Raw genomic sequence first — 23,218 nt, forward strand, 5'->3', positions numbered from 1 at the left:
GGTTTTTCCTGATCGTTAATTGTTATTTCTGGGGTGCTATGTCAGACCGGGCTCGGGATATTCTGGCTGATGTTTTCGGTTATGCTGCGTTTCGTGGTCAGCAGGAAGCAATAATTGACCATGTGTCACAGGGCGGCGATGCGTTGGTGTTAATGCCCACAGGTGGTGGCAAAAGTCTTTGTTACCAGATTCCTGCGCTTATGCGTCCGGGAACGGCCATCGTTATTTCACCTCTGATTGCCCTGATGCAGGATCAGGTAGGCGCCATGAACCTTCAGGGCGTTCGCGCCGCAGCGCTTCATTCCGGCCTGGATATGGAAGAGCAATACAACATTCAAAACAGCCTGCAGCAGGGCGAAATTGATCTGTTGTATGTTTCCCCTGAACGATTAATGACCCATCGGATGATGGAGACACTGGAATACCTGCAAATCGCACTGTTTGCTATTGATGAAGCCCACTGTGTGTCTCAGTGGGGACATGACTTCCGCCCGGAATATTTGCAGCTCTCTGTTCTCCATGAGCGTTTTCCCAATATCCCCCGCATTGCACTGACAGCAACCGCTGATCAGCGGACCCGTTCAGAAATTGCTGAACGTCTGGATTTAGGACAGGCGCGCTGGTTTGTCAGCAGTTTTGATCGTCCCAATATCTTTTATCGCTTGGCCCAAAAACGGAATGCCCGCAAGCAGTTGCTGGACTTTATTCTGAAAGATCATGCCGGGCAGTCTGGCATTGTTTACTGCCTGTCCCGCCGTAAGGTGGATGAACTGGCAGCCTGGCTGCAAAGGCATGGGGTAGAAGCTCTGCCTTATCATGCCGGGCTGGATGCGGAAGTTCGCCAGCATAACCAACAGCGTTTCCAGACTACGGAAAATATGGTGATGGTGGCGACCATCGCTTTTGGTATGGGAGTGGATAAACCTGATGTGCGCTTTGTGGCTCATATGGATATGCCCCGCAGTATTGAGGCTTATTATCAGGAGACAGGCCGTGCCGGGCGGGATGGCCTTCCTGCAACAGCCTGGCTGGTTTATGGCCTGCAGGATGTGATTATTCTCGGGCAGATGCTGGCTCAATCAGGAATGAACCAGAATATGCAGCAGCTGGAGCGACAGCGGCTCACGGCAATGCTGGGTTTTTGTGAAATGTCGGGTTGTCGTCGTCAGGAACTGTTGGGCTATTTCGGTGAGCAGCGGGAAGATAAATGTGGCAACTGTGATCTTTGTGTGGAGCCTGTGTCCTCCTGGGATGCCACCGAGGAAGCCCGCAAAGCACTTTCCAATGTTTATCGAACCGGGCAGCGTTACGGAGTCACTCACCTTGTTGATGTTTTGTTGGGGAAAGCCAATAAGCGAGTAAAAGAGCTGGGGCATCAAGAAGTTTCAACCTTTGGCCTTGGTAAAGAACTCAGCCAGCCCATGTGGCGTTCGGTTTATCGCCAGTTGGTAGCCCGTGGATATGTCACGGTGACATCTGAAACCCATGGAGGTTTGCTGCTGACAGAAAAAAGCCGGAAGCTTCTTCGGGGAGAAGAGCGCCTTGAACTGCGTCGGGATCGCTACGAGGTTCAGGAACTCAATACCGCCAAGCCGGAACAAAAACTCTATGGCGAGAATGCCGAGCTTTGGGAGGAGCTGCGTGCTCTTCGCTTGCAGCTGGCTAAAGAGAGAGAAGTTCCGCCGTTTCAGGTGTTCAGCGATGCGACCTTGCGAGGCATGATGTCTTCAAGACCTTCCACTCCGGAAGAGCTGCTTCAGGTTTCCGGGGTAGGGCAATTCAAACTGGATAATTATGGTGAGGCATTCCTGAAAGTATTGGCAAAGCATATCCCTGAGGACTGCTAGTCTTTTGGAAAACAGGGAGGAATGCCGATCATGGATCCGATAGATTTTTCTGTTCTGGATGAGTTCAAGGAACTGATGGGAGACGAAGGGGAAGAAGAGGTAAAAGAGCTGGTAACCCTTTACCTTGAAGATGGCCCCACCCAGTTACAGCTGATGAAAGAGTCCCTTGGCGATGGGGATGTGGAAAGTTTCCGGCGTGCGGCCCACAGCTTTAAATCAAGCTGCGGGAATATTGGAGCCCTGGGGCTTCAGGCTCTATGTCTCGACCTCGAGCAAAAAGCAGCTGATGGTGGCTTGGATGACTCTTGTGCCCCACTGGTTACCCAGGCAGAAACCTTGTTCTCTGATGTAAAAACAGCCCTCAACGGTTATATCGCCTCATAAAGAAAGCGATACCGCGCTCCACAGTCACCACAGAAATACACCACACCCCGTTTTTTGCGATTGTGTCTAATAGCAGAAAGCGGGGTTTCTCTATTTGTGCAGCGGCAGCCATAAATGAAACGGTAACGTGAACTCTGGCGCAGATCGTAATTATGGTTACAAACAGCCGGTACATGGAAAACCCTGTTCATTACACCTTTCCATTCCCTGCCGTGAGCGGCAATGGTATGACCATAAATCCTCTGGGCCACGAGATGCGCGGTTTCGTGGGCGACAATATGGTGAACAAAATGATTGCGGTTGTGGCGGCAAAATTCCTGATTAAACCTCAGAAGGTTATCTTCCGGTATGGCCTGCCCGGCATCGGCACCGGTTAAATCCAGTAGCACTCTGGGTGGCGAAAAGGGCATATCGTAGTAACTGGATGCGACGCGCAGAAGCTGCTGAATACGTGTATCTATTTCCGGGAATTCCATTGCTTTTTCAGCCTGATATTGGAGCTGTGAGGATGAAACGCAGGAAATTCTAGTCGCGGTTTGGCGGGGTGCCAGAGAATATTTTTGCAGAAAAACAATCGGGCCTTACTATGGCCCGATGTTTTGAGGAGTCGCTATAGAGATGCAGAGTTTTCAGGTTGCTTAGGTATAAACAGGACCTGCTCCCAGATTCCACAACGTAACGGTTACTGCCATAGTGGCCACTAGAACCACCAGAGCTACACAGAGAATAGAACTGGCAAAGATAACTCCACGTTCGAAGGGGATATCCATAAATACCGGAATACCGGTATAAAGCAGATACGCCGACCAGCTAATTACAGCTGTGCCTATGATCATGGCTGTCCATAAAGATGGAATCAGGCCAGATAAACCACCAATCAAAAGAGGAGTGGCGGTATAGGCGGTAAACGCCAGACATTGACCGAAAGTGGGAGTTGAGCCAAAGGTTCGGGCCATCCAGTGGGTGAATCCTGATATAACTAAAATCGCGGCTATGGTGGCAAAGTAGGCAAAAACTGACATAATGGCCGCGCTTGACTCGGTGAGGCGAACTGCTTCGGTTCCCCCGGGGAGCTGCCAGCCAGTTATGGTTGTGCCCAGGTAGCCACTGACTGCCGGGATCGCTGCCATAAACAGGAGATAAGAAATAATAAATTTCAGGATGGTAGGTTTTTCATCACGGATACTGCGCCATTCCTGATCGGGGTGCATAAATAGCCCCCATACGTGAGTCAAACTCATCGTGCTCCTCCCTGCCAGTCAGTACAGACTGCAATTGCGAGCTGGCGTCTTTTTATAAATTATTAGTTTGTCGTTTTCCTTCGACTCTTTCAGTTAAACAGTATGTGAGACTCTTGGCAACAGGGTTGTCAGTTGTGGGTTACAAACAGGAGTGGCGATTTGAGTAGATTTTCTGTGGATTTCACATTAACAGCTGTTCTGGCTGTTGTTCTTGGTATGTCTTTGGTGTTGGATAGCGAACCAGAAAGAGCAGCGGTCTCAGCTCCGGTTGTTGATAAACCTGCCCCCAAGCAAGCCTGGGAGTTGGCGGGTGTTCCTGACTTTACTGCCATAAGTGATGTTAAGCAGAAAAAACAAACCTTTTTCTCCTACATTCTCCCAATGGTTGAGCAGGAAAATAAGAAGATTCTTACTCAGCGCGCTCGGTTGGCTGCTCTAAGCACTAAGGAAAACCTGACCAGTGAAGACAAAAGCTGGTTAACCCAGGTCGGAGGCGCTTACCGGCTTGATAAAAAGCTTGATAGTGGTTGGTTTGCAGAGATGCTACTGAGAGTAGATGTTATTCCTCCTTCACTGGCACTGGCTCAGGCTGCCAATGAATCCGGTTGGGGAACCTCCCGTTTTGCCCGCGAGGGGAATAACTATTTTGGCCAGTGGTGCTTCCTGAAAGGTTGTGGACTTGTGCCAAACTCCCGTACTGAAGGTTTTACTCACGAAGTCAGAAAGTTCGACGATGTTGATGGTTCTGTACGGGCTTATATCAAAAACCTAAATACCCATGCCCAATATCAGTCCTTGAGAGAATTACGTGCCAACGCACGAATTAATGGGATGACCATCACTGGCGCTTACCTGGCCCAGGGGCTGGGGAAGTACTCTGAGCGTGGTTATGTCTACGTAGATGAGATTGTGCGGATGATTAATGGTAATCGTCTGGCCCGCTTTGATGATGTAATAGAGGTGGCCAGAGAAGGGTGACCCTTTCGAATTGATTATAAAGGCTGGTTATCTCAACCGGCCTTTTTTATGGGAGAGGTTCGTCGGAAAGGTGCTCCAGAGCGAAATGGTTAAATGTGTGATAGACGGGAAGTTTTTCTGATTCGTAAGTGCTTCTCTCCAGCTCTGCAAAGCTTTTTTCTATTTTCAGCCCACCATCGGAATCAACGGTAATGTAGTAATTGAAGGTTCCAGAAGAGACAACATAACCATCAAATCCGTCTAAAGTTTGTCTGCTGATAGTGTAACTCTGTCGCCATTCTTCTGGGGTGGCGCTGCGGTCGCAGAGTTTTGAAAGTTCAGAATGATTTCTTGCTCTGAATTCTGCCAGTTCATCCAGCTCAGCCTTTGGAGTTAGAAACTCGCGACCTTTTTTCAGTACAAATTCTGAAGTTTCCCGCAATTGTGCATCTAGCTCTGCTTTGGCGTGATCTGTAGCTTCGGGACCAGTGCTATTCGCTAATGTTTCAATCAAGTGGGTGGCTGCATTCACTGTTGCTCGGCCACCACTTAAACCACTGGCAGTCATAAAGTGAGGGCTGGTGGTCGCATCACCAACGGCGATTACCAACAAACCGGGACCGCCATCTCTGTTTCTTAACTCAGCAAAGTTTGCGGAGTTTCGCTCCTGAGACACTGGAAAAATATGAACAGAGTCGTGATTTATATTGGAAAGTGCTGCGCCCGCAGTAGTATCCAGCTCTCTGTAAGTGGCAATTCTTTGAAACCACAACTCAACAATATGCTGCTGAATATATTTCGAATCTTCTAACGACAGGATTCCTTCGGAGACAAACTTCTCAAAACTTTGGCGGATGCTTTCCCGCCATCCCTGGAAGGCATTGGGGATTTCCATTCCCAGATAAATAGCGCGTTTGTTCTCAAAATTTCTTTGTTCAACGGCTATTCGGCTGCCTCGTATCATTTCCTCAAAGATTCTATAATTCTCTTGTAGATGGAGAGAGTGTTTATATTGGTCTCTGTATTCTGCTAAGAATGCAGGTGGCTCTGTACCTGCTTCCCTTTTCTTATGGTTTCCCTCGAGGACATCAGCGACATCGGGAGTCATGCCACAAAAAGGAGCCAATTCCATTTTTACACGGTCATGGAGTGTTTTTCCCAAGCTTCCAAAATAGGGATGAACAACCTCTTGAAGGTCTTGCCTGAAATTGAAAATACACATGACATCCAGGTGAGTATTACTTTTTACCGATGAAAAAGTGGCTAACCCAGGGTTGTTGATACTTTCTCCTTCCCATGTGGCTACACCATAAAATTTCTCATCAGTCACTGGAACATGGTTGAAAAACTGGTCCCGCATACGGCTTCCTTTGCCGCCTGCACAAACAAGAATGTCTGCCGGAATGCACTCGTATACTCCGCTCTCGTCGACTGGTTCTGTGACAACGCAGCAGGCAGAACCACCTCTTCCCCGCTCGCAGGCGACAACCTTGTGTGTAAGCAAGCGACAGCTTTTGTCTCTACTGGTGAGAGTTATCAGTTCGTCCAGTCGATGTCTTAACGCTTTTTCCAAGCGCCAGATCTGGATCTGCCCTGAACCATCAGCAGCCAGTTTTCCAGCGCCGTGTTCAGGGTGGAAAAGGTCATTGAACTCTTCTCCGAGATAAAATCTAAGCTCTTTCATCCAGGCCGGATCAAGACGAACAATCTGGGCACGGCTGTAGGGAGCAACACGTTTTTCAACCAAGGTGACACGAGCACCCGACATATAAGCTTTCATAGCCAGAAGCAGTCCGTTAGGGCCCCCGCCTTCGATAACAACTCTGGGGTGGGATGTTGCTACGCTGTGTTTCTGAACCATAAACTGAAGGTGGGGGGCGTCTAAAGCTGGGCCTTTTAAGGCATCAATTTGTAAGAGCTTTTGATACAGAGAGCTGAATCTTTCTCCGCAGAGTTTTGAAGAAGACAGAATCTCAGGAGACCATCTTCGTCCCAGGTTCTGGTGGATTTTGAGTAACAGGTAACGGGCAGCAATCACTGTTTGGGCCGAGAACTCTATTGATCTGGCTATCTCATTTCTATCAGTTTCCATTGATGGCGTACCTTCCACTTGCTGCCAGCGTTTATTGGCTTTGCTGACGGCTAATGGAATGTGCTCCATTTCATGATCTGAGAGAACCTCTTCCATTTGTTTAAATTCAGGCCCCATCGCTGCTTCTATATCTGTCGCAAGCTTTGCTAACGCTTGATCGAAGTAGATGGGGCTTTTCTGTTGCAGGATTACCAAATCCTGTTGCGAGATAATGTCGCTTTGATCCCCGGCAATGGAAAGAGAGCTGTAAACCTTATTTGCTATAACGGCTGGTGAGTTTGCAGGAGCAGGGCTATCAACCTCACCTTCGCTTTCTCTATGGGGCCTTTTAACAGATGGGCCTGCCTCATCATCTGAGGCGCTGCGACTGATATTCCTTCTTTTTCCTAGAGATGTTCTCGAGTGTTCGCTGGTACCTTCGGAGCGGGGAATCTGCGTTGCTGATGGCTGTGAAGAGCTAGCGGTTCCGGTATCGAGCCCTAAGTAATATGCGGCCCAACTGGCTGCTTTGCTTACGTAGTACATCGCCTTCCTCTCAGGTGCCTTTCAGCGAAACGCTTAAGAGTTATAGTTGAGGGCAAACTTATCTATAACAGGAAGGTTATTGGCTCTTACAGATATTTATTGGGTGAAAGCGTGTCAACGTTCACTGCACTGGTTGCCCCCAAGGGCGTGAATTGTCTGGAGAAAAAAATACCCCACATAGTTTGCGGGGCATTTTTTATAATCGAATTTATGTGGGAGTCGTTAAGCTAATTCAATCTTGCCGTAATCCACTTCGTTTTCTTCCGGTGAACTTTCGATAGCTCGTACCTTGGCGAAGCTGGTGACCAGAATATATATCAGGCAGGCGAAGAACAAACCAATAACCAGAGCACCAATCCACTGAATCTGCAGGAACTCAAACTTGAACAGTAGAGTCAGCAACACCATCGCCATCAGATTGCCGGCAATGTACTTGGCTTTGCCAAAACGCTGAACGGTCAGGTTCAGGTTGTCAGTGTACAGGCGAATCAGGGAATCCAGTGAGTTCACCACAAAGATGATGCCGACTGCGACCATAGCTAGGCTGTAGTAGCCAGTAGTGTCGAGACTATGCAGATGGTAGTAGTACAGTACTGCAAACCAGGTGGCGATGGGGATAGACGGGAATACCAGCATCGCTGCCAGCACCTGCCAGGTTTTCAGACCGCCAACAAAGCGGGAGGTGAACTGGCCAATCATGATGCTCCAGGCAAACCACCAGAACAGGTAGAACTCGTGGTAATCATTCAGCGGCAGTACGAACTGGTGGATATTGCCGAAGTAGTTGCCAATCAGTGCGACCGTAGACACAAACTCGCTGGCGCTGCCATTCTCGCCGGTAAAGGCGCCAACCCACATCAGTGCGATTAAACCCAGGAACATCCAGGTAGACGACAAACTCAGTGTGCGCACAAAGCGCAGGCTGGTGCTGGAATAAACAGCTACCGCGATCACTGCGAATACGATCAGGTAGAAGCTGCCCACCACTGATTCGCCATCGCCAATCTGAGGCATATACCAGGGCAGGTTGCTCAGCAGCAGGTAGGCGGTAAAAGCACAGGTGCCGATAATTACCGTGTTATTGATGAACTTAATCAGCGGGATTTCAAAGAACTTCACCTTTGGCTCAATAGCGCAGAAATAGAAGCAGGTGAGGAAATAAAAGCCCCAGATCAGAAAACCCCAGAAGCCAAACTCAATGGCCAGCGGATTACTGAAAGCATATTCCGGGCTGGCGGCTAGATCAGCATAACCGGCAAACTCGGTGAGTGGGAACATGATCAGTCCCACATCGAGGCCGGAAGTAAACAGAATCGCGATAAAGGTAAAGGTGCGTACCGGGGTCACTCCCACAAGTGGCATATTGCCCCACTTGATCAGTACAAAGATGATGGCGGTAAAGGTAAACAGAATACCGGCGCACAGAAGAGCAGTCATCATTGTGCGCCCTCCGTCGTTCGTGCCAAGGAGAGAGATGTGAGCTTGTTCATAAGTTCCCTGCTTTGTCGTTATCGTTATATGGCAGACCTTAAGTATCGCCAGCCGCAAATCGGTTGATAAACCCTGGTTTGCACTGGCGATAGTTAAACTCTGGATCGCTTTAATAATTATTCTTTCTTTTGTGCTTAGCTGGCGTGTAAAGCCTTTAGCTCACACGCAGAGCTTCGCCGTTTCTCTGTACTGACTGCCAGTTGGCATCCATACCCACTTCAGCAGAAGAGGGAGCCAGCATATCGGCCCCCTTAATCAGATCCGCGGCACGTTCGGCCACCATAATGGTGGGCGCGTTAAGATTGCCGTTAGGGATGGTTGGGAAAATGGAAGAGTCCACCACCCTCAGTCCCGTCAGGCCTCTGACCCGCGTTTCCGGATCGACAACAGCCATGTCGTCGGTTCCCATCCGGCAGCTGCAGGATGGGTGATAAGCGCTCTCCACCGACTGGCGGACAAACGCATCAATCTCTTTATCAGTCTGAATCTGTTCACCGGGCTGAATCTCTGAATCCCGGTATTGATCAAAAGCAGGCTGATTAATAATTTCCCGGGTCAGGCGCACACACTGGCGGAAGCCTTCCCGGTCGTCTTCATGTTCCAGATAGTTAAACTGAATTTCTGGATGAACATCGGGATCAGCAGAGGTAGCTCTCACCCAGCCCCGGCTTTTCGGTTTGTTATGGCCGATATGCACCTGGAAACCGTGGCCATCAAAAGCACTGCGGCCGTCGTAACGCATTGCGGCAGGCAGGAAGTGGTATTGCAGATCTGGCCATTCCACGCCGGCTTTGGAGCGGATAAAACCACAGGATTCAAAGTGATTAGTAGAACCCAAGCCGTCCTTCCTAAAGAACCAGCGGGCACCAATCAGGAATTTGTTGAACAGATCCAGCTTGCCATTGAGGGTAATAGGTTCCTTGCAGCGGAACTGGAAATAAAACTCCAGATGATCCTGTAGGTTCTCACCCACACCAGGCAGTTCGTGTTTAACGGAAATGCCAGCTTTTTCCAAAACCTTCTGTGGGCCAATACCCGACAGCTGCAGGATATGGGGGGAGCCGATAGAGCCAGCAGAAAGAATCACCTCTTTAGATACTGTTGCCTGCTTCAGCTGATCCTTGTGTTTGTACTCCACACCAGTGGCCTGGCTACCATCCAGTAATACCCTATGAACCTGAGCGTGGGTGACCACGGTTAGGTTGCTGCGCTTCATCGCCGGGCGCAGATAAGCGTTGGCCGTGGACCAGCGCAGACCATTTTTGATGGTCATATGCATGGGCCCAAAACCTTCCTGACGACAGCCGTTGTAATCGCTGGTTTCCATATATCCCGCTTCTACACCGGCCTTGATAAAGGTACGGTATAGTGGATTCTGCATCTCATTGCCGTTGTTTACAGCGAGAGGGCCGTCGTTGCCACGGTAATCATCACCACCAAAGGCCCAGCTTTCGGCTTTCTGGAAATAGGGCAGGCAGTGACTGTAATCCCAGCCAGTCGCGCCATGACTCTGCCACTCATCAAAATCTCTGGCATGGCCACGTACATAGACCATGCCATTGATGGAGGAAGAGCCGCCCAGCACTTTGCCCCGAGGGCAGTGCATACGACGGTTGTCGAGGAATGGTTCCGGCTGGGTTTCATACTGCCAGGCGTACTTCTTGGTGTTCATCGGGATCGACAAAGCCGTAGGCATCTGGATGAAAATGCTTTTATCACTGCCACCGGTTTCAATCAGTAAAACTTTATTGTTGCCATCTTCAGTCAGGCGGTTAGCCAGAACACAGCCTGCGGAACCTGCACCGACTACGACATAATCATATTGTTGTTCTGTCATGGTACTGCTCTTTATTGTTCTTATGGTCTGGCTTTAAAAAGGACTTTCCAGTGGGGTCATGCCGATATAAACGGCCTTGGTCTGGGTGTAGTGTTTCAGGGTTTCCACACCATTCTCTCGGCCAATACCGGATTGCTTGTAACCGCCCACCGGCATTTCCGCAGGGGACGCTCCGTAATTATTAATCCAGCAGATACCCGCCTGCAGCCGGTGGATAACGCGGTGGGCACGGGTAATGTCCTGGGTAAAGACGCCAGCGGCCAGGCCAAACTCGGTATCGTTGGCACGGGTAATCACTTCGTCTTCATCGTCAAAGGTAAACAGTGCCATGACCGGGCCGAATATCTCTTCTCTGGCAATGGTCATATCGTCATGGCAGTCGGCAAAGATGGTGGGTTCAACAAAGTAACCATCAGGGGCAGAATCTGGAGTTGCAGCATGGCCGCCCGCCAGCAGGGTTGCGCCTTCGTCTTTGCCTTTCTTGATATAGTCGAGTACCAGCTGGTGATGTTTTTGGGAAATCAGCGCGCCAAGGTTGGTCTCAGGGTTGAGTGGATCACCAATGACAATATTGTTTTCGGTGCGTTGCAGCAGCTTCTCAACAAAGGCGGAATAAATATTTTTATGGACATACACCCGGGTACCGTTGGTACAGATTTCACCCTGGGTATAAAAGTTGCCGAGCATGGCACCGGAAACAGCGTTATCCAGGTCCGCATCATCAAAGATAATTAGTGGCGATTTACCGCCAAGTTCCATAGTCACATCTTTCAGGGATGAAGCAGCAGCAGCCATCACCTTTTTACCAGTACCCACTTCACCGGTAAAAGAGACCTTAGCGATATCAGGGTGATGAGTCAGCCAGGCACCGACTTCGCCATCACCCTGCACCACATTAAATACGCCAGCAGGGACACCGGCTTCAATAAATATTTCCGCCAGCTTCAGTGCACCCAGCGGGGTTTCTTCGGATGGCTTGAAGATCATACTGTTGCCACAGGCCAATGCGGGCGCGGCTTTCCAGCAGGCAATCTGCAGTGGGTAGTTCCAGGCACCAATACCAGCACAGATGCCTAAAGGTTCACGACGGGTATAGTAAAAATCCTGTCCTAGGTTCTGCTGGTTACCTTCAATAGACGGTGCCAGGCCAGCAAAGAACTCAATTGAGTCAGCACCAGTCACTACATCAACAACGGAGGCTTCCTGCCAGGGCTTACCGGTATCCAGTACTTCTATATGGGCCAGTTCATCGTTGCGCTCTCGCAACAGTGCAACGGCACGGTTCAGGATACGGCTGCGGTCCATCCCGCTTAAAGCTGACCAGGTTTCAAAACCTTTCTGTGCACTGGTAATTGCAGCAGAGCGTACAGAGTCGTCTGCAACTTCCACTTCATAGATTACCTGGCCTGTGGCCGGGTTGATGACCGGGAAAGTCTTACCGGTCTGGTTGGCAAGGTATTGGCCATCGACAAAATTCTGATAGCAGGGCAGTGACACGGGTAACTCCATTTTTTGTTCTGGTGCAGCCGTCAGGTTTATTGATGAAAAATTATGATCTGGCGGTGCTGGTAATGTTTAGAGGTATTCAGCACTGACTATTCGTGTCAGCAAGTAGTCAGGGCGCTTTATTCAGGAAAGCCGGTAGCGGTGTTGTAAAAAGAGGGCGAGCAGGTTCTGGGTAGAAGGGGAGATGGATGTGAAAAATGTCAGAAACTGCTTATGCATATGGCTCTTATAGGTATTTATGCTGACGCGCAGTGTATAGAGTTTGTCTGGAGTAGGCAAATCAGAGCCGGCTTTGACTGGCCGGCTCTGATTTGAAGCGTTACTGAGCGAGTGGATCGAAGTTCACTACAGTAAGAGTCTCGCTGTTATCATTGTTCTCGGGCATTAGCTCAGGAATATTGCCGGAGAAAATAGACTGATTATCTTCGTGCTCGTAAGGTTTACGCTCGCCAGTACGGTCGATGCTCAGATCCTTGAAATTGAACAGCTCAAAATCAGACATCTGGGATGGCGCAATATTTTGCATAGCAGAGAAGATGGACTCGATCCGACTGGGGTGTTTGCGTTCCCATTCGGACAGCATGGCCTTGATATTCTGACGCTGCAAATTCTCCTGAGAACCGCAAAGGTTGCAGGGGATGATTGGGAACTGCATCAGGTCAGCAAACTTGATGATGTCTTTTTCACGGCAGTAAGCCAGCGGGCGAATAATTACGTTACGACCATCATCAGATCGTAGCTTTGGTGGCATGGCGGCCAAACGAGAGCCGTAGAACATGTTCAGGAACATGGTTTCTACGATATCGTCCTTGTGGTGGCCCAGAGCGATCTTGGTCGCGCCAATATCTTCAGCGAAAGCATACAGGGTGCCACGACGCAGGCGAGAGCACAGACCGCAGGTGGTTTTGCCTTCAGGAATCTTGGACTTCACCACAGAGTAGGTGTCCCGGTTCACAATGTGATAGGGAATACCAATGCTTTCCAGGTACTCGGGCAGAATGTGCTCTGGGAACCCAGGCTGCTTTTGATCCAGATTGACGGCAACCAGTTCAAAGTTGATTGGTGCGCTCTTCTGAAGACTCATCAAGACATGCAGCATGGCGTAACTGTCTTTGCCGCCGGAGAGGCAGACCATGACCTTATCGCCATCTTCGATCATGTTGAAATCTTCGATGGCCCGGCCAGTATGTCGACGGAGCTTCTTCTGAAGTTTGTTAAATTCGGTCTTATCGGCGCCCACTAGGGTAGATGCTGTCATTCTGAATAAAAATGCTGTGCGGAAAAACCGGCAATTATACCGGTAGCTGGGGAACTGACCAATTGGGTTCTACACAATAATAGACGGGCATGACGAATTCTTCGTGCATGCCCGGTTGTGTTTGCCGGAGAGATAATCGGAATATCAGGACAACTTGTCTTTTTCGTAACAATACAGGTCCCAGGCGTGGCTGGTGTTTTCGCCATCATGTACAACAGTGCTGATGGCTTTCATCATGGCAACAGGGCATTCAGACTGAAATACATTACGGCCCATATCAACGCCAGCAGCGCCATCTCTTATGCTTCTGTACACCATATCCAGAGCATCCCGCTCAGGCAATTTTTTGCCTCCGGCCACAACAATTGGCACCGGACAGGCTGCTGCTACTTTCTCAAAGTCATCGCAATAGTAGGTTTTGACAATATGTGCCCCCAGCTCTGCCAATACCCGGGTGGCCAGGGTAAAGTATCGTGAAGTGCGCTCCATCTCTTTACCCACGGCGGTAACGGCAAGGGTTGGAATATCAAAGCGGTTGCCAGCGTCGATGACTTTCACCAGATTATCCAGGCTCTGGCATTCATGCTCTGCACCAACAAAGCACTGCACCGCCAAGGCTGAAGCGTTCATGCGCACAGCATCTTCAATATCAACACCGACCACTCCCTGGCTCATGTCGTCTATAAGAACAGTGCCATCAGAGGTGGAACGAAGAATCACCGCCTTATTATGGTCAGGAGAGATACAGGTGCGCAGGCCGCCGCGGGTCGCCATAAGGGCATCAGCAAATGGCGCCAGGGGCTCAATAGTCAGGTCCAGACGTTCAAGTCCTGCCGTGGCTCCCATAATGTAACCATGGTCAAAAGCCAGCATCACAGTTTTGCCAGTGTCTGGCCGGAAGATCCGTGACAGGCGATATTTCATGCCCCAGCCGCAGTGGTTCATGCCTTTCAGGTGATAACCTTCTGCCGTCTGAGGTATGTCCAACTTGTAGTTTTTCGCCAGAATATTACCGTCTTTGTCCGCCATTGTTTGTCCTCCTTCATTCTGTTGTTTTACTGCTGTGTGGCCCAGTAGTTGGTAAAGCCAGTAAACAGCATGGACATGCTGGTGGCTCCTGGGTCTGTGTGGCCAATGGCGCGTTCACCGATATTTTTTGCCCGGCCGCGGGTTGGTAGCATGTCTTTTGTTTGTTCCGCACCGCAGGTAGCGGCTTCGGCGGCAGCTGTGAATGCTTCTGCCGGATTTGCCCCTTTCTCTGCAAGAATTTCAAAGCTGTCAATAGCGGGAATCAGGGCATCGACCATGGTCTTTTCGCCAACCTTGGCTCCACTGTTGCTGAGTAGCTTTGTTGTTCCGGCACGTAAGGCGAGAGCAAGTTCCTGAACAGCAGGCTGTCCGCCCTCCAGTCCTTCACTCATGCCCATAAAGAATGCACCGATCAGCATGCCGGCAGAACCGCCATCCTGGCTCATAATGTTCCAGCCAGCAGCATCCGCCAGCTGTTTCCTGCCTTTCCCGGCTTCTTTTTCTATGGATGATTGCAGTGCTTTCATAGCACGGCGCATAGTCGTGTCGTGGTCTCCGTCACCGGTTTTTGTATCCAGCTGGTTCAGTATGTCGGTATGAGTCAGCACATGCCGGGAGGCTGCCATCAACATATCGATAAATTGCTGGTTGGTGAGTTGTTCTTGGGTCATGGCATTCCTCCGGCAAAGAGATCTCGCGGGCAGAGAGGAACTCTGCCCGGTTGAGTGGAATGTGTTTGTAAGTTTGAGAGTTAACGGGTTACCCAGTAAGGGGTATCTGCCGGAGCTTTCCAGAGCTCTTTGAGTTGAGCATCAACCTTGGCGATACACATCTGGAATCCTGCCATTTCCTGAACAGTGAGATATTCATCAACGCAGTTGCAGCCAACAGTGATTCCACGTTCGTGCAGGGCGATATGACAGGCACGGTTTACAATCAGCAGTTCCATTAAAGTGGTGGCACCGGCACCATTGAGCATCAACATCAGTTCATAGCCAGAATCAGCCTGAATAGCCTTGCACAGGTTATCGATCATGATTTCAGCGGTTTCGTTGGCAGACAGCATCTTGCAGCGGCCGCCACCGCCTTCACCATGCTGGCCCATACCAATTTCCATTTCGTCATCAGCCAGCTCGGCGATTTCAAGACCGGACTGTGGATGGGTGGCTGTTTTCACAGCCGCTGCCAGAGTAGCCATATTCTTGTGAATGCGATCAGCGACTTCATACACTTCGTCAAGGCTCAGGCCTGCTTCTGCCGCGGCGCCGGCAATTTTATACACAGGTACGCAACCGACCAGGCCTCTACGATCTTTGATGTCAGCATCCAGGCCAGCACTTATGTCTTCATGGGTCAGCAGCATTTTTACATTCAGGCCTTCGCGCCTGGCCATTTCCAGGGCCATGTTGGCAGCCATAACGTCGCCTTCACGGTTTAGCACCACAAGCAAAACACCGGCTTCACAATTTGCCATCTTCAGGGCTTCGAAAAGCTTGGGAGCTCCGGGGGCGGCAAAAATGTCGCCGACCACAGAGAAGTCGAGCATGCCTTCACCGACAAAGCCGCTCAGTGCTGGTTCATGACCAGAACCACCAAGAGTAACGATGCGTACTTTATTTTCAGGTTTTGGAAGTGTGCGACAAACAATCTTTTCAGAAACAACCTTTACCTTTTCTGGAAATGCCAGAGCCAGACCTTCCAGTAATTCAGGTGTCAGGTTTTCAGGATCATTAATCAGCTTTTTCATGGACATGATTCATGCTCTCCAAATGAGTGGCAAATAAACGAAAAGCTCTGACAATCAGTGAATGACTTGCATTAATTCAACGGGAGCGCCGTCTTCGATAATGAAAGCAATGCGCAGGTGATCATTTGCCATCCATGGTTCCAGTAGCACATTGGCACCTTCCAGTTCTTTATCCAGGTCATCAACCTCGAAGGCAACGTGGGCAGTTTTTTGCAGCACCTCTGGCAAAACGCAGGTTTTATCACAGCGCAGCCATTCCACTTTGCTTGGTGATTTTGAGTAGTCAGTAATATGGAAGCCGCCATCGAGATTGTGTTCTTCTTTCCCGTGAATCTCGTCTGTTGGAATTCCGATATGACTAAATGTTCTCATCTTTCATTCCCTCTGCCGGTTTATTTGAACTGATTAATTGTTCTCTTCACTGGCAAAGATACGATTAACGGAGAGGTGTTTTTTGATGTGAATCAGGTTCCATTTTTTTTCGAAATTGTGGGAAGGTTGAGGGCTTGGCGGGTAAGGGATTTCTGGTGGTCAACTGCAACAATGTGCAATAAAAGAGTTCATCCAAGTGCAACAGTTTTTCCGGGAAGAAGGGGATAAATTTGAGCAAGTGCAACACGAAAGAGGTTTGGTGCCAGTTAAGTGCAACACTAGGCATAGATCGATAAAAAAGTACTCAATTTGGTAAAACAGGAATATCCCCGAAATGGATTCATTGGCCACGCGTACTATATGGGATCCGCGGCAGCCATTTTGATGCCTATTCCGGCAATCCTTGCCTGACTGGCCATACTTTTCTGACTTGTGATATGTGCCCCTTGGTATTCCTGCTAAAACGTCGCATTATAGTGATAGGCCGTTTCTGTTGCTGGAAGGCGCGGAAGGTTTGCTAAACTCGGTCAGCCTGTTGTTGATATATGTCACCAGCCGCGCTGATCGTAAACCCTAGAATGCAAAATATAAGAAGTCATAAATCATGTAAGGGGATGCCTGCTCCAGATGTAAGAATAAGGGCATTTCTGTAGTGATAAGTCAGCCAGTCTTAGTTCCATAAGTCAGGAAAGTGCAGAGGGAATCAACCATGAAAGGGGAATATGACCAATTTCGTGAAGTGTTGCTGAGTCGTCAGGCAGAGTTGCAAGCGCGTTTGGATAACATAAAAAAAGATGTTACCCGAAAAGCCAATGCTGACTGGTCTGAGCAGGCTCAGGAACGGGAAAACGATGAGGTAATAGACGCTCTTGGTAATGAGGCCGTCAATGAACTTCATCTTATCCAGAAAGCTCTTGAGCGTATTGACGAGGAAGAGTACACCCTCTGTGTTGACTGTGGTGGGGAAATTCCTTTGGCACGCCTTAAAGTCATGCCTTACACCAACCTGTGTGTGAAATGTGCGGAAGCACGTGGGCAATAACCGCTGAAGCAGCTTGTCATATACCAGAATCTGACTTTCTTAGCTCTGGCTCGTTTCCTTGCCTCGGATCAGGGTGTTGTAGTGGTCGACAAAGTCATCGACAGTACCCTGTGGTTTACTGTGAAAGTTGTTGTGCCAGCAGCGCCCCAACCGTTTGGGGTTATCTTTGAAGTTGGCAGGCAGCGGTTTACCACGGCGAAGATAGATCATTAGTGCAACCGCGGTCGCGTAAGAAAGGTTTGTGGCTAATTCGGCGTGAGGATGCTGAAGAAACTCATGCTGGCTGGCCAGACCTCTCACCTTGCTTGCCAGTTCCGGCTGAGTAGAAAGAAAGTTATCCCAAACATTTCGGTGCATGCGGGGTGTGATCTGGTAGATACCCAGTGCTCGCTGGTTATCCATTTTGAGATGTTCCCCAAGCCCTGACTCCTGGGCTGCCGTCCCCAAAAGTAAATCCTCAGCAGCGGGGCTCCACAGGCCTAAATGTTTTAACGTGGGGCGAATAACCAGTGTGCGCAGTTCCTTGGCACAGATACCCATATCTTTTATCTCTTCCGATGAGAACCGTTGTTGTACCTAAAGGTATAACAGAACTTTCAGAAAGAGACATCGGCAAAATTGAAAGGAAAGTAAACCAGCCCGGTTATTCCAGACTGGTTCGGAGGGGATCAGTAGCTGGTGAGTGCGAAGGAAGCAATGCCTTCTTCTTTCAGCTTGGATGAGCCACCAAGAGCTGGCAGGTCGATAATGGCTGCTGCTTCTACGACTTCTGCTTCCAGGCGATTAACCAGTTTGGTCGCTGCCAGAAGGGTGCCGCCAGTAGCAATAAGATCATCAATCAGAACGATCTTGTCGCCAGCGGAAAGAGAGTCGGTATGAACCTCAAGGGCTGCTTTACCATATTCCAGTGTATATTCCTCGCATATTGTTTCTGCGGGGAGTTTGCCGGGCTTTCTGAAGATAACCAGAGGTAGGTGCAGGGTTGCAGCCAGTGGTGCTCCCAACAAGAATCCCCGGGCATCCAAGGCGCCAATATGGGTGATGCCCTTGTTCCGGTAACGTTCGGCAAACGTTTCGTGAACCATGCCCATGCCTTCGGGAGACTTGAGCAGGGTGGTAATGTCACGGAACATAACACCGGGTTCCGGCCAGTCAGGCACGGCCCGGATCAGGCCGCGCAGACGATCTTCGCTAAATGCAGATTGGTTCATATCACTAACTTACTGAATGTTTACAACCTCAGGACTGTCAGTCAGTTTACCACCTGCGAGGCTACACAGCTCCATTGCGTTGGTAATCTCAATCTCTTTACCGTTGGCATGGATGAGTTCCGCCTTCTGGAAGCGAGTGAAAACACGACTTACAGTTTCTACCGCCAGACCAAGATAGTTGCCCATTTCGTTACGGGACATGGACAGGCGGAAAGACTGTGAGGAGAAACCCCGGCGCCGGAAACGACTGGCCAGGTTGATGAGGAATGTCGCAATACGCTCGTCAGCATTTTTCTTCGACAACAGCAGTTTCATCTGCTGGTCTTCACGAATCTTCTTGCTCATGATCCGCATAAGCTGGCGGCGCAGAGCAGGATGACTGTCGGAGAGCTTTTCGAGCTTATCAAAGGGAATTTCGCAAACCATGGTGGTTTCAATAGCCTGGGCAGACACCGGATAGGTATCTGTATCCAGCCCACTGAGGCCGACCAGTTCACTGGGCAGGTAGAACCCAGTTATCTGCTCTTCACCTTCATTGGTGGATGTGTATGTTTTCAGCGCACCGGAGCGCACTGCGAAAACACTGTGAAATGCATCACCTTCCAGGAACAGATGTTCGCCTTTTTTCAATGGTCTGCCGCGCTTGATGATCTCATCGAGATCATCAATATCTTCTATTTTAAGCGCCAGTGGCAGACACAAAGGACTCAGGCTACAGTCCCTGCAGGCTACTTGGCTGGCATGCCGTACGTTCAGTTTTGGCGCCATATTGAGCCCCTAAGAACCAGATTGGCTGATGTAGAGAGTGAGCCTATTGTATGGGAATACGGGGCTAACTTTAACCCTGTGGCAGATACCTATAATGGTTTTTTTTCTGTTGTTTTTGTTCAAATGATGGTCTCTTGTCATCTTTTTGGTGTCTTTTAGGGTTGCCATTACAAAAAAAATTAAAACCCATCGGAAAAAAAATCGGTCACACATTGCTGTTTATCAATAGAGAACCCGTTTTTCTGCCGAGTTGCCATTCCGTTGCTCCTGATCAATCCCGTTAGTGAATCTGACAGAACCGCCTCCATTCACGAACCTCCTCGTTAGTCTCCGGTCAATAGTGACAAGCATGAACTCACCGGCTTGCCGGGCTTTTTGGGCATGCATGGGAGGCTGGAAGGCCTCATAACGTCTGATCCGGTATGTGCCCGGCGGGCCATTTGTGCTCAAACACAATTATGGGATCAGGTAACACTAGAAAACTATGGAGGTTTTTATGCCAAGTCCATTAATCATTGGCGGTGTTGTTGCAGCAGGAGTAGGTGCACTAACAACTCTGGGTTATTACACTAGGCCCCCTGCGCAGAACTCTGGTCGAACTGTAGAAGTTAGCAACCCTCAGCAGGATGCTGAGATGGGTGGCGGTGATGACACTGCTTCAACTGCTGTTGGTCAGCGTAAAGTCGCAAACGCATTCTATTCTGCTGGTCGTGGAGCTAAAGAAGTATGCTCTATGTTCCTATATGGAATAAGATCCTTTAGTTACCATTACCTGCCATGGATCATTTCCGGGGCTGTCTTCGGTGGAACTGGAGAAGCAGTTTCCAAGAGCGCTTACAATTTTGCAAAAAGCGCTGGTTGCTCTGAGGCGACGACCAAGGCATTGAGTGCTGGTGGTAGCTACAAGGCTGCGGTTAAGGGTGGCTGGTCGGTTGGTCTAGTCCCCATGGGTGTTGATTTCTTGCGTTGGGGTGTAAGAACCGCTACACGTGGTCGCCTGTGTAACTCTGAAACCAATGATCATGAACAGCGGATTACTGAAAACAAGCTTCTGATTGAAGCGGCTAACCGTAAGCTTGAAGATCATGACGAGTACGATGCGCGTATCACCGAGCTGGAAGATGCTTCTAAGCCCCTTCCCCGCAGGACTTAAACAATAAGATAGAATTGTTTAATGCCGTAAATTAAACCCGTTTCGGCGGGTTTAATTCCTCTCCCCTCTGTCAGCTCATCTTGCAGTGTTGTTAGGCATACTAACCATCACGGAACCTCCTACTGTTTTCTCCGGTCGAAAAGGGTAATTCGAGGCTTTCTGCTGGCTATTTCAAGGTCAGAGGTGGCTTATTTAATGGTTCAGGTTTAACAAGGAGTGTTGGACATGAAGGGAGTAAATAGACAGGGAGGAACCCCTCCGCAACAGTCAAACAAAGCGTCCTTTGAGGATGATGCCGATCTTCAGCAAATGCAGGATGTCCGTGATCAGTCGGATCAACTGCTGATCGGCCCGTACCAGCAGGCCAGAGTGATTCCGACCAAGAGGCAGAGCCAGATGTCCATAGTCACATCTCTGGGTAAGGCCTGTTTATCTCTTGTTGGGTATGCCGCTGTTGGTGCGATTTTCGCATTTACTGCTCCCTGTCTCTATACACTGCCATTGATTAAGAACTGGCTGCCTCTGGGTACATTGAGTAACTCTGCAGGCCGGTTCCGGGATTTGGGTGGTTTGCCTTTCTATAAGAAGCTAACCGGATGTGTACTGGTGAACTGTTTTCTGCTGGTTCAGGGAGCAAAGTGGGTTAATAGCAAAACATCCACCAGGGTGTTTGGCCCCAGTGAGCTGGATCTCAGTATTTCCTGGAAGGAAAAGATGGTTGCCCAGCTGGAAGAACAACTGAAACAGATTGAAGCGTTGGAGCAGAGAGCGTTGGTTGGCGCGCGCATTACTGGCGATATGACGAACAAAATGATTGATAACTGCAGTCGGAATAGATCACAGAGTAGGGTGACGACTGAAAGAGTACTGGCTAATTAACGTTTTAAATTGATCTTATCAAGGAGGATAGATTATGGCGGCAGCAAATATGAGGAGTTATCGAGGAGCTAGAAATACAGACAGTTCCGGCTCTCAAGATGATGTGCAGGTGCATCATAAATCCGGGAAAATGGATCGCATGGATGTGGAGGCTGTTCCAGGAAAGCCAACCCTTCGTCAGCAAATAGAAAATGTACCGAAGCTTGTAAAGCCTAATCTAGGCCAGAGAGTTGCAGCTCAAATCTTGCATGGTGTTGTTTTTCTTGGTGCGGCTGCTGGTTTGTACTACGGTGGTGGCTTTCTCTTTGACTGCTATATGGAGCTCTACAGGGATGATTCCTATACTCCGGATCCTTTTCTCTCAGCCTGGGGGAAAAGCGGGATGTGTGCTCTGGTTGGTGCGGCCGTTGTGCTCTACGGCGCTTTCGACAAGTTGAAAAAGGGAGCCAATTATCTGGTAAATAGTATTTGTGGAACGGATGAGAAGGCTGCTAAGCGTGCGCACGATCAAAATCTTGATAAGTATCTGGTTGATGGGCTGAATGCTCTGAATGCTAGAATGAAGCAAGTAGATGAAAAGGCACCGGATTATAGAACCGGCGAGTTTGATGTAACCGCAACTTTCCGTTGTAAAGGCAAAAAGTAAGACATCCCCCCTTTAGTTTTTCAAGGCGCCAATGGCGCCTTTTTTCTTTGTTTTTCAAGGGTATTAGACCTTTGTCTTAGGAACTCACTCCTTTGTTTTGTATCTAAACAATCAGGATATCTCTGCCAGGGAGGCGGAGCGCAGGATTTCAGGTTTGGTAAAGGAGTTACCTATGAGCAATCCAATCAAAAGTAAGTTAGATATTTTCAGGCGCATTTGCAGTAGCCATGTGTTGTCACTGCTTTTGTGTTCATCAGTCATATTCTTTGTTCCTAGCTCAAACGCTGGACTTTTTGATCGTGTTGCAAATGCTTTTAATGCTGCTGCCAGTGTTGCGAATAAGATGCTGGACGGGGAAGAAGATGGCACCAATACCGAAAATCAGAATAATGATAATCCCCCTCCTCCCACATCTGATGACGCTCAGGATACGCCTCGTGTCTATATGGGGATGAGTGACGCAGAAATTCAGAAAATAAAGGATGATTTTCAAAAGAGGCAGAAGAATCAACCAACTGACGACAAGAAAAATCAGAAAACGCCGCCGCCCGTTAAGCAAGACAGCCCTCACTATGTAGATTGGGATCCAGAGAAGATTAAAGAAGAGTATAGAAAAGAGCATGGGCTTGGTCCTCAGGAAAAAGATCAGGACGGTGATCAAGGTGGTTCCTATGCAGAATGGGATCCAGAAGAAATTAAGAGGAAGCACAAGGAAGCTCTGGCCAATGAGCAAGAGAAGGAGCGTCTGGAGAAAGAACGTTTAGAGAAAGAACGCCTTGAGAAGGAGCGTTTAGAGAAGGAGCGTCTGGAGAAAGAACGTTTAGAGAAAGAACGCCTTGAGAAGGAGCGTTTAGAGAAGGAGCGCCTTGAGAAGGAGCGCCTTGAGAAGGAGCGCCTTGAGAAGGAGCGCCTTGAGAAAGAACGTTTGGAGAAGGAACGCCTTGAGAAAGAACGTCTTGAGAAGGAGCGCCTTGAGAAAGAACGTCTTGAGAAAGAACGTTTGGAGAAGGAACGCCTTGAGAAAGAACGTCTTGAGCAAGAACGTCTTGAGAAAGAGCGTTTAGAGAAGGAACGTCTGGAGAAGGAGCGCCTTGAGAAAGAACGTCTGGAAAAGGAGCGTCTTGAGCAAGAGCGTTTAGAGAAAAAACGTCTGGAGAAGGAGCGTCTTGAGCAAGAGCGTTTAGAGAAAGAACGTCTGGAAAAGGAGCGTCTTGAGCAAGAGCGTTTAGAGAA

At 49.2% G+C, this 23,218-nt stretch carries 22 protein-coding genes; 8 read left to right on the forward strand and 14 right to left on the reverse strand.

Going from position 1 to position 23,218, the window contains the following annotated elements; all coding sequences use genetic code 11:
* Positions 1-38: 38 nt before the first annotated feature.
* The gene (recQ, locus tag ACY2RR_RS24150) at positions 39-1,847 is read left to right on the forward strand and encodes a DNA helicase RecQ (protein WP_490110763.1); all 1,809 of its coding nucleotides are present in this window, start codon (positions 39-41) and stop codon (positions 1,845-1,847) included.
* 30 nt (positions 1,848-1,877) lie between these two features.
* Positions 1,878-2,231 (forward strand): Hpt domain-containing protein, encoded by a 354-nt coding sequence (locus tag ACY2RR_RS24155; protein WP_490110764.1) that lies wholly within the window; start codon positions 1,878-1,880, stop codon positions 2,229-2,231.
* On the opposite strand, the gene ACY2RR_RS24160 is transcribed toward ACY2RR_RS24155, so the two are convergent.
* Positions 2,216-2,707: a SprT-like domain-containing protein gene (locus ACY2RR_RS24160; protein ID WP_490110765.1), complete on the reverse strand. Its 492-nt coding sequence runs from the start codon at positions 2,705-2,707 to the stop codon at positions 2,216-2,218. The two genes, ACY2RR_RS24155 and ACY2RR_RS24160, sit on opposite strands and share 16 nt — an antisense overlap.
* A 162-nt stretch (positions 2,708-2,869) precedes the next feature.
* Positions 2,870-3,472 (reverse strand): Yip1 family protein, encoded by a 603-nt coding sequence (locus ACY2RR_RS24165; RefSeq protein ID WP_490110766.1) that lies wholly within the window; start codon positions 3,470-3,472, stop codon positions 2,870-2,872.
* Positions 3,473-3,631: 159 nt separating this feature from the next.
* On the opposite strand from ACY2RR_RS24165, the gene ACY2RR_RS24170 reads away from it, so the two are divergent.
* Entirely contained in the window at positions 3,632-4,450 is an 819-nt protein-coding gene (locus ACY2RR_RS24170) for a glucosaminidase domain-containing protein (RefSeq protein ID WP_490110767.1), read from the forward strand.
* Between the two features lie 46 nt (positions 4,451-4,496).
* Here the strand turns inward: ACY2RR_RS24170 and ACY2RR_RS24175 are convergent, their stop codons facing one another.
* The 9 genes from ACY2RR_RS24175 to ACY2RR_RS24215 form a co-directional block, all read right to left on the reverse strand.
* Positions 4,497-7,046, reverse strand: coding sequence for an FAD-dependent oxidoreductase (locus ACY2RR_RS24175; RefSeq protein WP_490110768.1), 2,550 nt, complete (start codon positions 7,044-7,046; stop codon positions 4,497-4,499).
* Between the two features lie 222 nt (positions 7,047-7,268).
* A complete protein-coding gene (locus tag ACY2RR_RS24180) occupies positions 7,269-8,486 on the reverse strand; it encodes a BCCT family transporter (protein WP_490110769.1) in 1,218 nt (405 codons plus the stop codon).
* 205 nt (positions 8,487-8,691) lie between these two features.
* Complete coding sequence (gene betA / locus ACY2RR_RS24185) at positions 8,692-10,374, reverse strand: choline dehydrogenase (protein ID WP_490110770.1); 1,683 nt, start codon at positions 10,372-10,374, stop codon at positions 8,692-8,694.
* 33 nt (positions 10,375-10,407) lie between these two features.
* The gene (gene betB, locus ACY2RR_RS24190; protein WP_490110771.1) at positions 10,408-11,871 is read right to left on the reverse strand and encodes a betaine-aldehyde dehydrogenase; all 1,464 of its coding nucleotides are present in this window, start codon (positions 11,869-11,871) and stop codon (positions 10,408-10,410) included.
* A 328-nt stretch (positions 11,872-12,199) separates the two neighbouring features.
* Positions 12,200-13,138 carry a tRNA 2-thiocytidine(32) synthetase TtcA gene (gene ttcA / locus ACY2RR_RS24195; protein ID WP_490110772.1) on the reverse strand — a complete coding sequence of 313 codons (939 nt, stop codon included), beginning with the start codon at positions 13,136-13,138 and terminating at the stop codon, positions 12,200-12,202.
* Positions 13,139-13,282: 144 nt separating this feature from the next.
* Positions 13,283-14,167: a 3-hydroxy-5-phosphonooxypentane-2,4-dione thiolase gene (gene lsrF / locus ACY2RR_RS24200; RefSeq protein ID WP_490110773.1), complete on the reverse strand. Its 885-nt coding sequence runs from the start codon at positions 14,165-14,167 to the stop codon at positions 13,283-13,285.
* Between the two features lie 26 nt (positions 14,168-14,193).
* Positions 14,194-14,838, reverse strand: coding sequence for a DAK2 domain-containing protein (locus tag ACY2RR_RS24205; protein ID WP_490110774.1), 645 nt, complete (start codon positions 14,836-14,838; stop codon positions 14,194-14,196).
* Between the two features lie 80 nt (positions 14,839-14,918).
* A complete protein-coding gene (locus ACY2RR_RS24210; protein WP_490110775.1) occupies positions 14,919-15,920 on the reverse strand; it encodes a dihydroxyacetone kinase subunit DhaK in 1,002 nt (333 codons plus the stop codon).
* A 48-nt stretch (positions 15,921-15,968) separates the two neighbouring features.
* Positions 15,969-16,286: a VOC family protein gene (locus ACY2RR_RS24215; protein WP_490110776.1), complete on the reverse strand. Its 318-nt coding sequence runs from the start codon at positions 16,284-16,286 to the stop codon at positions 15,969-15,971.
* A gap of 709 nt (positions 16,287-16,995) precedes the next feature.
* Between ACY2RR_RS24215 and ACY2RR_RS24220 the strand changes: the two genes are divergently transcribed.
* The gene (locus tag ACY2RR_RS24220; RefSeq protein ID WP_490110777.1) at positions 16,996-17,328 is read left to right on the forward strand and encodes a TraR/DksA family transcriptional regulator; all 333 of its coding nucleotides are present in this window, start codon (positions 16,996-16,998) and stop codon (positions 17,326-17,328) included.
* 39 nt (positions 17,329-17,367) lie between these two features.
* Here the strand turns inward: ACY2RR_RS24220 and ACY2RR_RS24225 are convergent, their stop codons facing one another.
* The 3 genes from ACY2RR_RS24225 to fnr form a co-directional block, all read right to left on the reverse strand.
* The gene (locus ACY2RR_RS24225; protein ID WP_490110778.1) at positions 17,368-17,868 is read right to left on the reverse strand and encodes a hypothetical protein; all 501 of its coding nucleotides are present in this window, start codon (positions 17,866-17,868) and stop codon (positions 17,368-17,370) included.
* A gap of 128 nt (positions 17,869-17,996) precedes the next feature.
* Positions 17,997-18,539, reverse strand: coding sequence for an adenine phosphoribosyltransferase (locus tag ACY2RR_RS24230; RefSeq protein WP_490110779.1), 543 nt, complete (start codon positions 18,537-18,539; stop codon positions 17,997-17,999).
* 9 nt (positions 18,540-18,548) lie between these two features.
* A complete protein-coding gene (fnr, locus tag ACY2RR_RS24235; protein WP_490110780.1) occupies positions 18,549-19,307 on the reverse strand; it encodes a fumarate/nitrate reduction transcriptional regulator Fnr in 759 nt (252 codons plus the stop codon).
* Positions 19,308-19,803: 496 nt separating this feature from the next.
* Between fnr and ACY2RR_RS24240 the strand changes: the two genes are divergently transcribed.
* The 4 genes from ACY2RR_RS24240 to ACY2RR_RS24255 all read left to right on the forward strand — a co-directional run.
* Positions 19,804-20,460: a hypothetical protein gene (locus ACY2RR_RS24240; protein ID WP_490110781.1), complete on the forward strand. Its 657-nt coding sequence runs from the start codon at positions 19,804-19,806 to the stop codon at positions 20,458-20,460.
* A gap of 225 nt (positions 20,461-20,685) precedes the next feature.
* On the forward strand, positions 20,686-21,339 hold the full coding sequence (locus ACY2RR_RS24245; protein ID WP_490110782.1) for a hypothetical protein: 654 nt from the start codon (positions 20,686-20,688) through the stop codon (positions 21,337-21,339).
* A gap of 34 nt (positions 21,340-21,373) precedes the next feature.
* Complete coding sequence (locus tag ACY2RR_RS24250) at positions 21,374-21,985, forward strand: hypothetical protein (RefSeq protein ID WP_490110783.1); 612 nt, start codon at positions 21,374-21,376, stop codon at positions 21,983-21,985.
* Positions 21,986-22,157: 172 nt separating this feature from the next.
* The coding region (locus ACY2RR_RS24255) for a hypothetical protein (RefSeq protein ID WP_490110784.1) at positions 22,158-23,218 on the forward strand (1,061 nt) is incomplete at its 3' end.

The sequence above is a fragment of the Parendozoicomonas sp. 2304DJ65-17 genome, assembly GCF_058148445.1.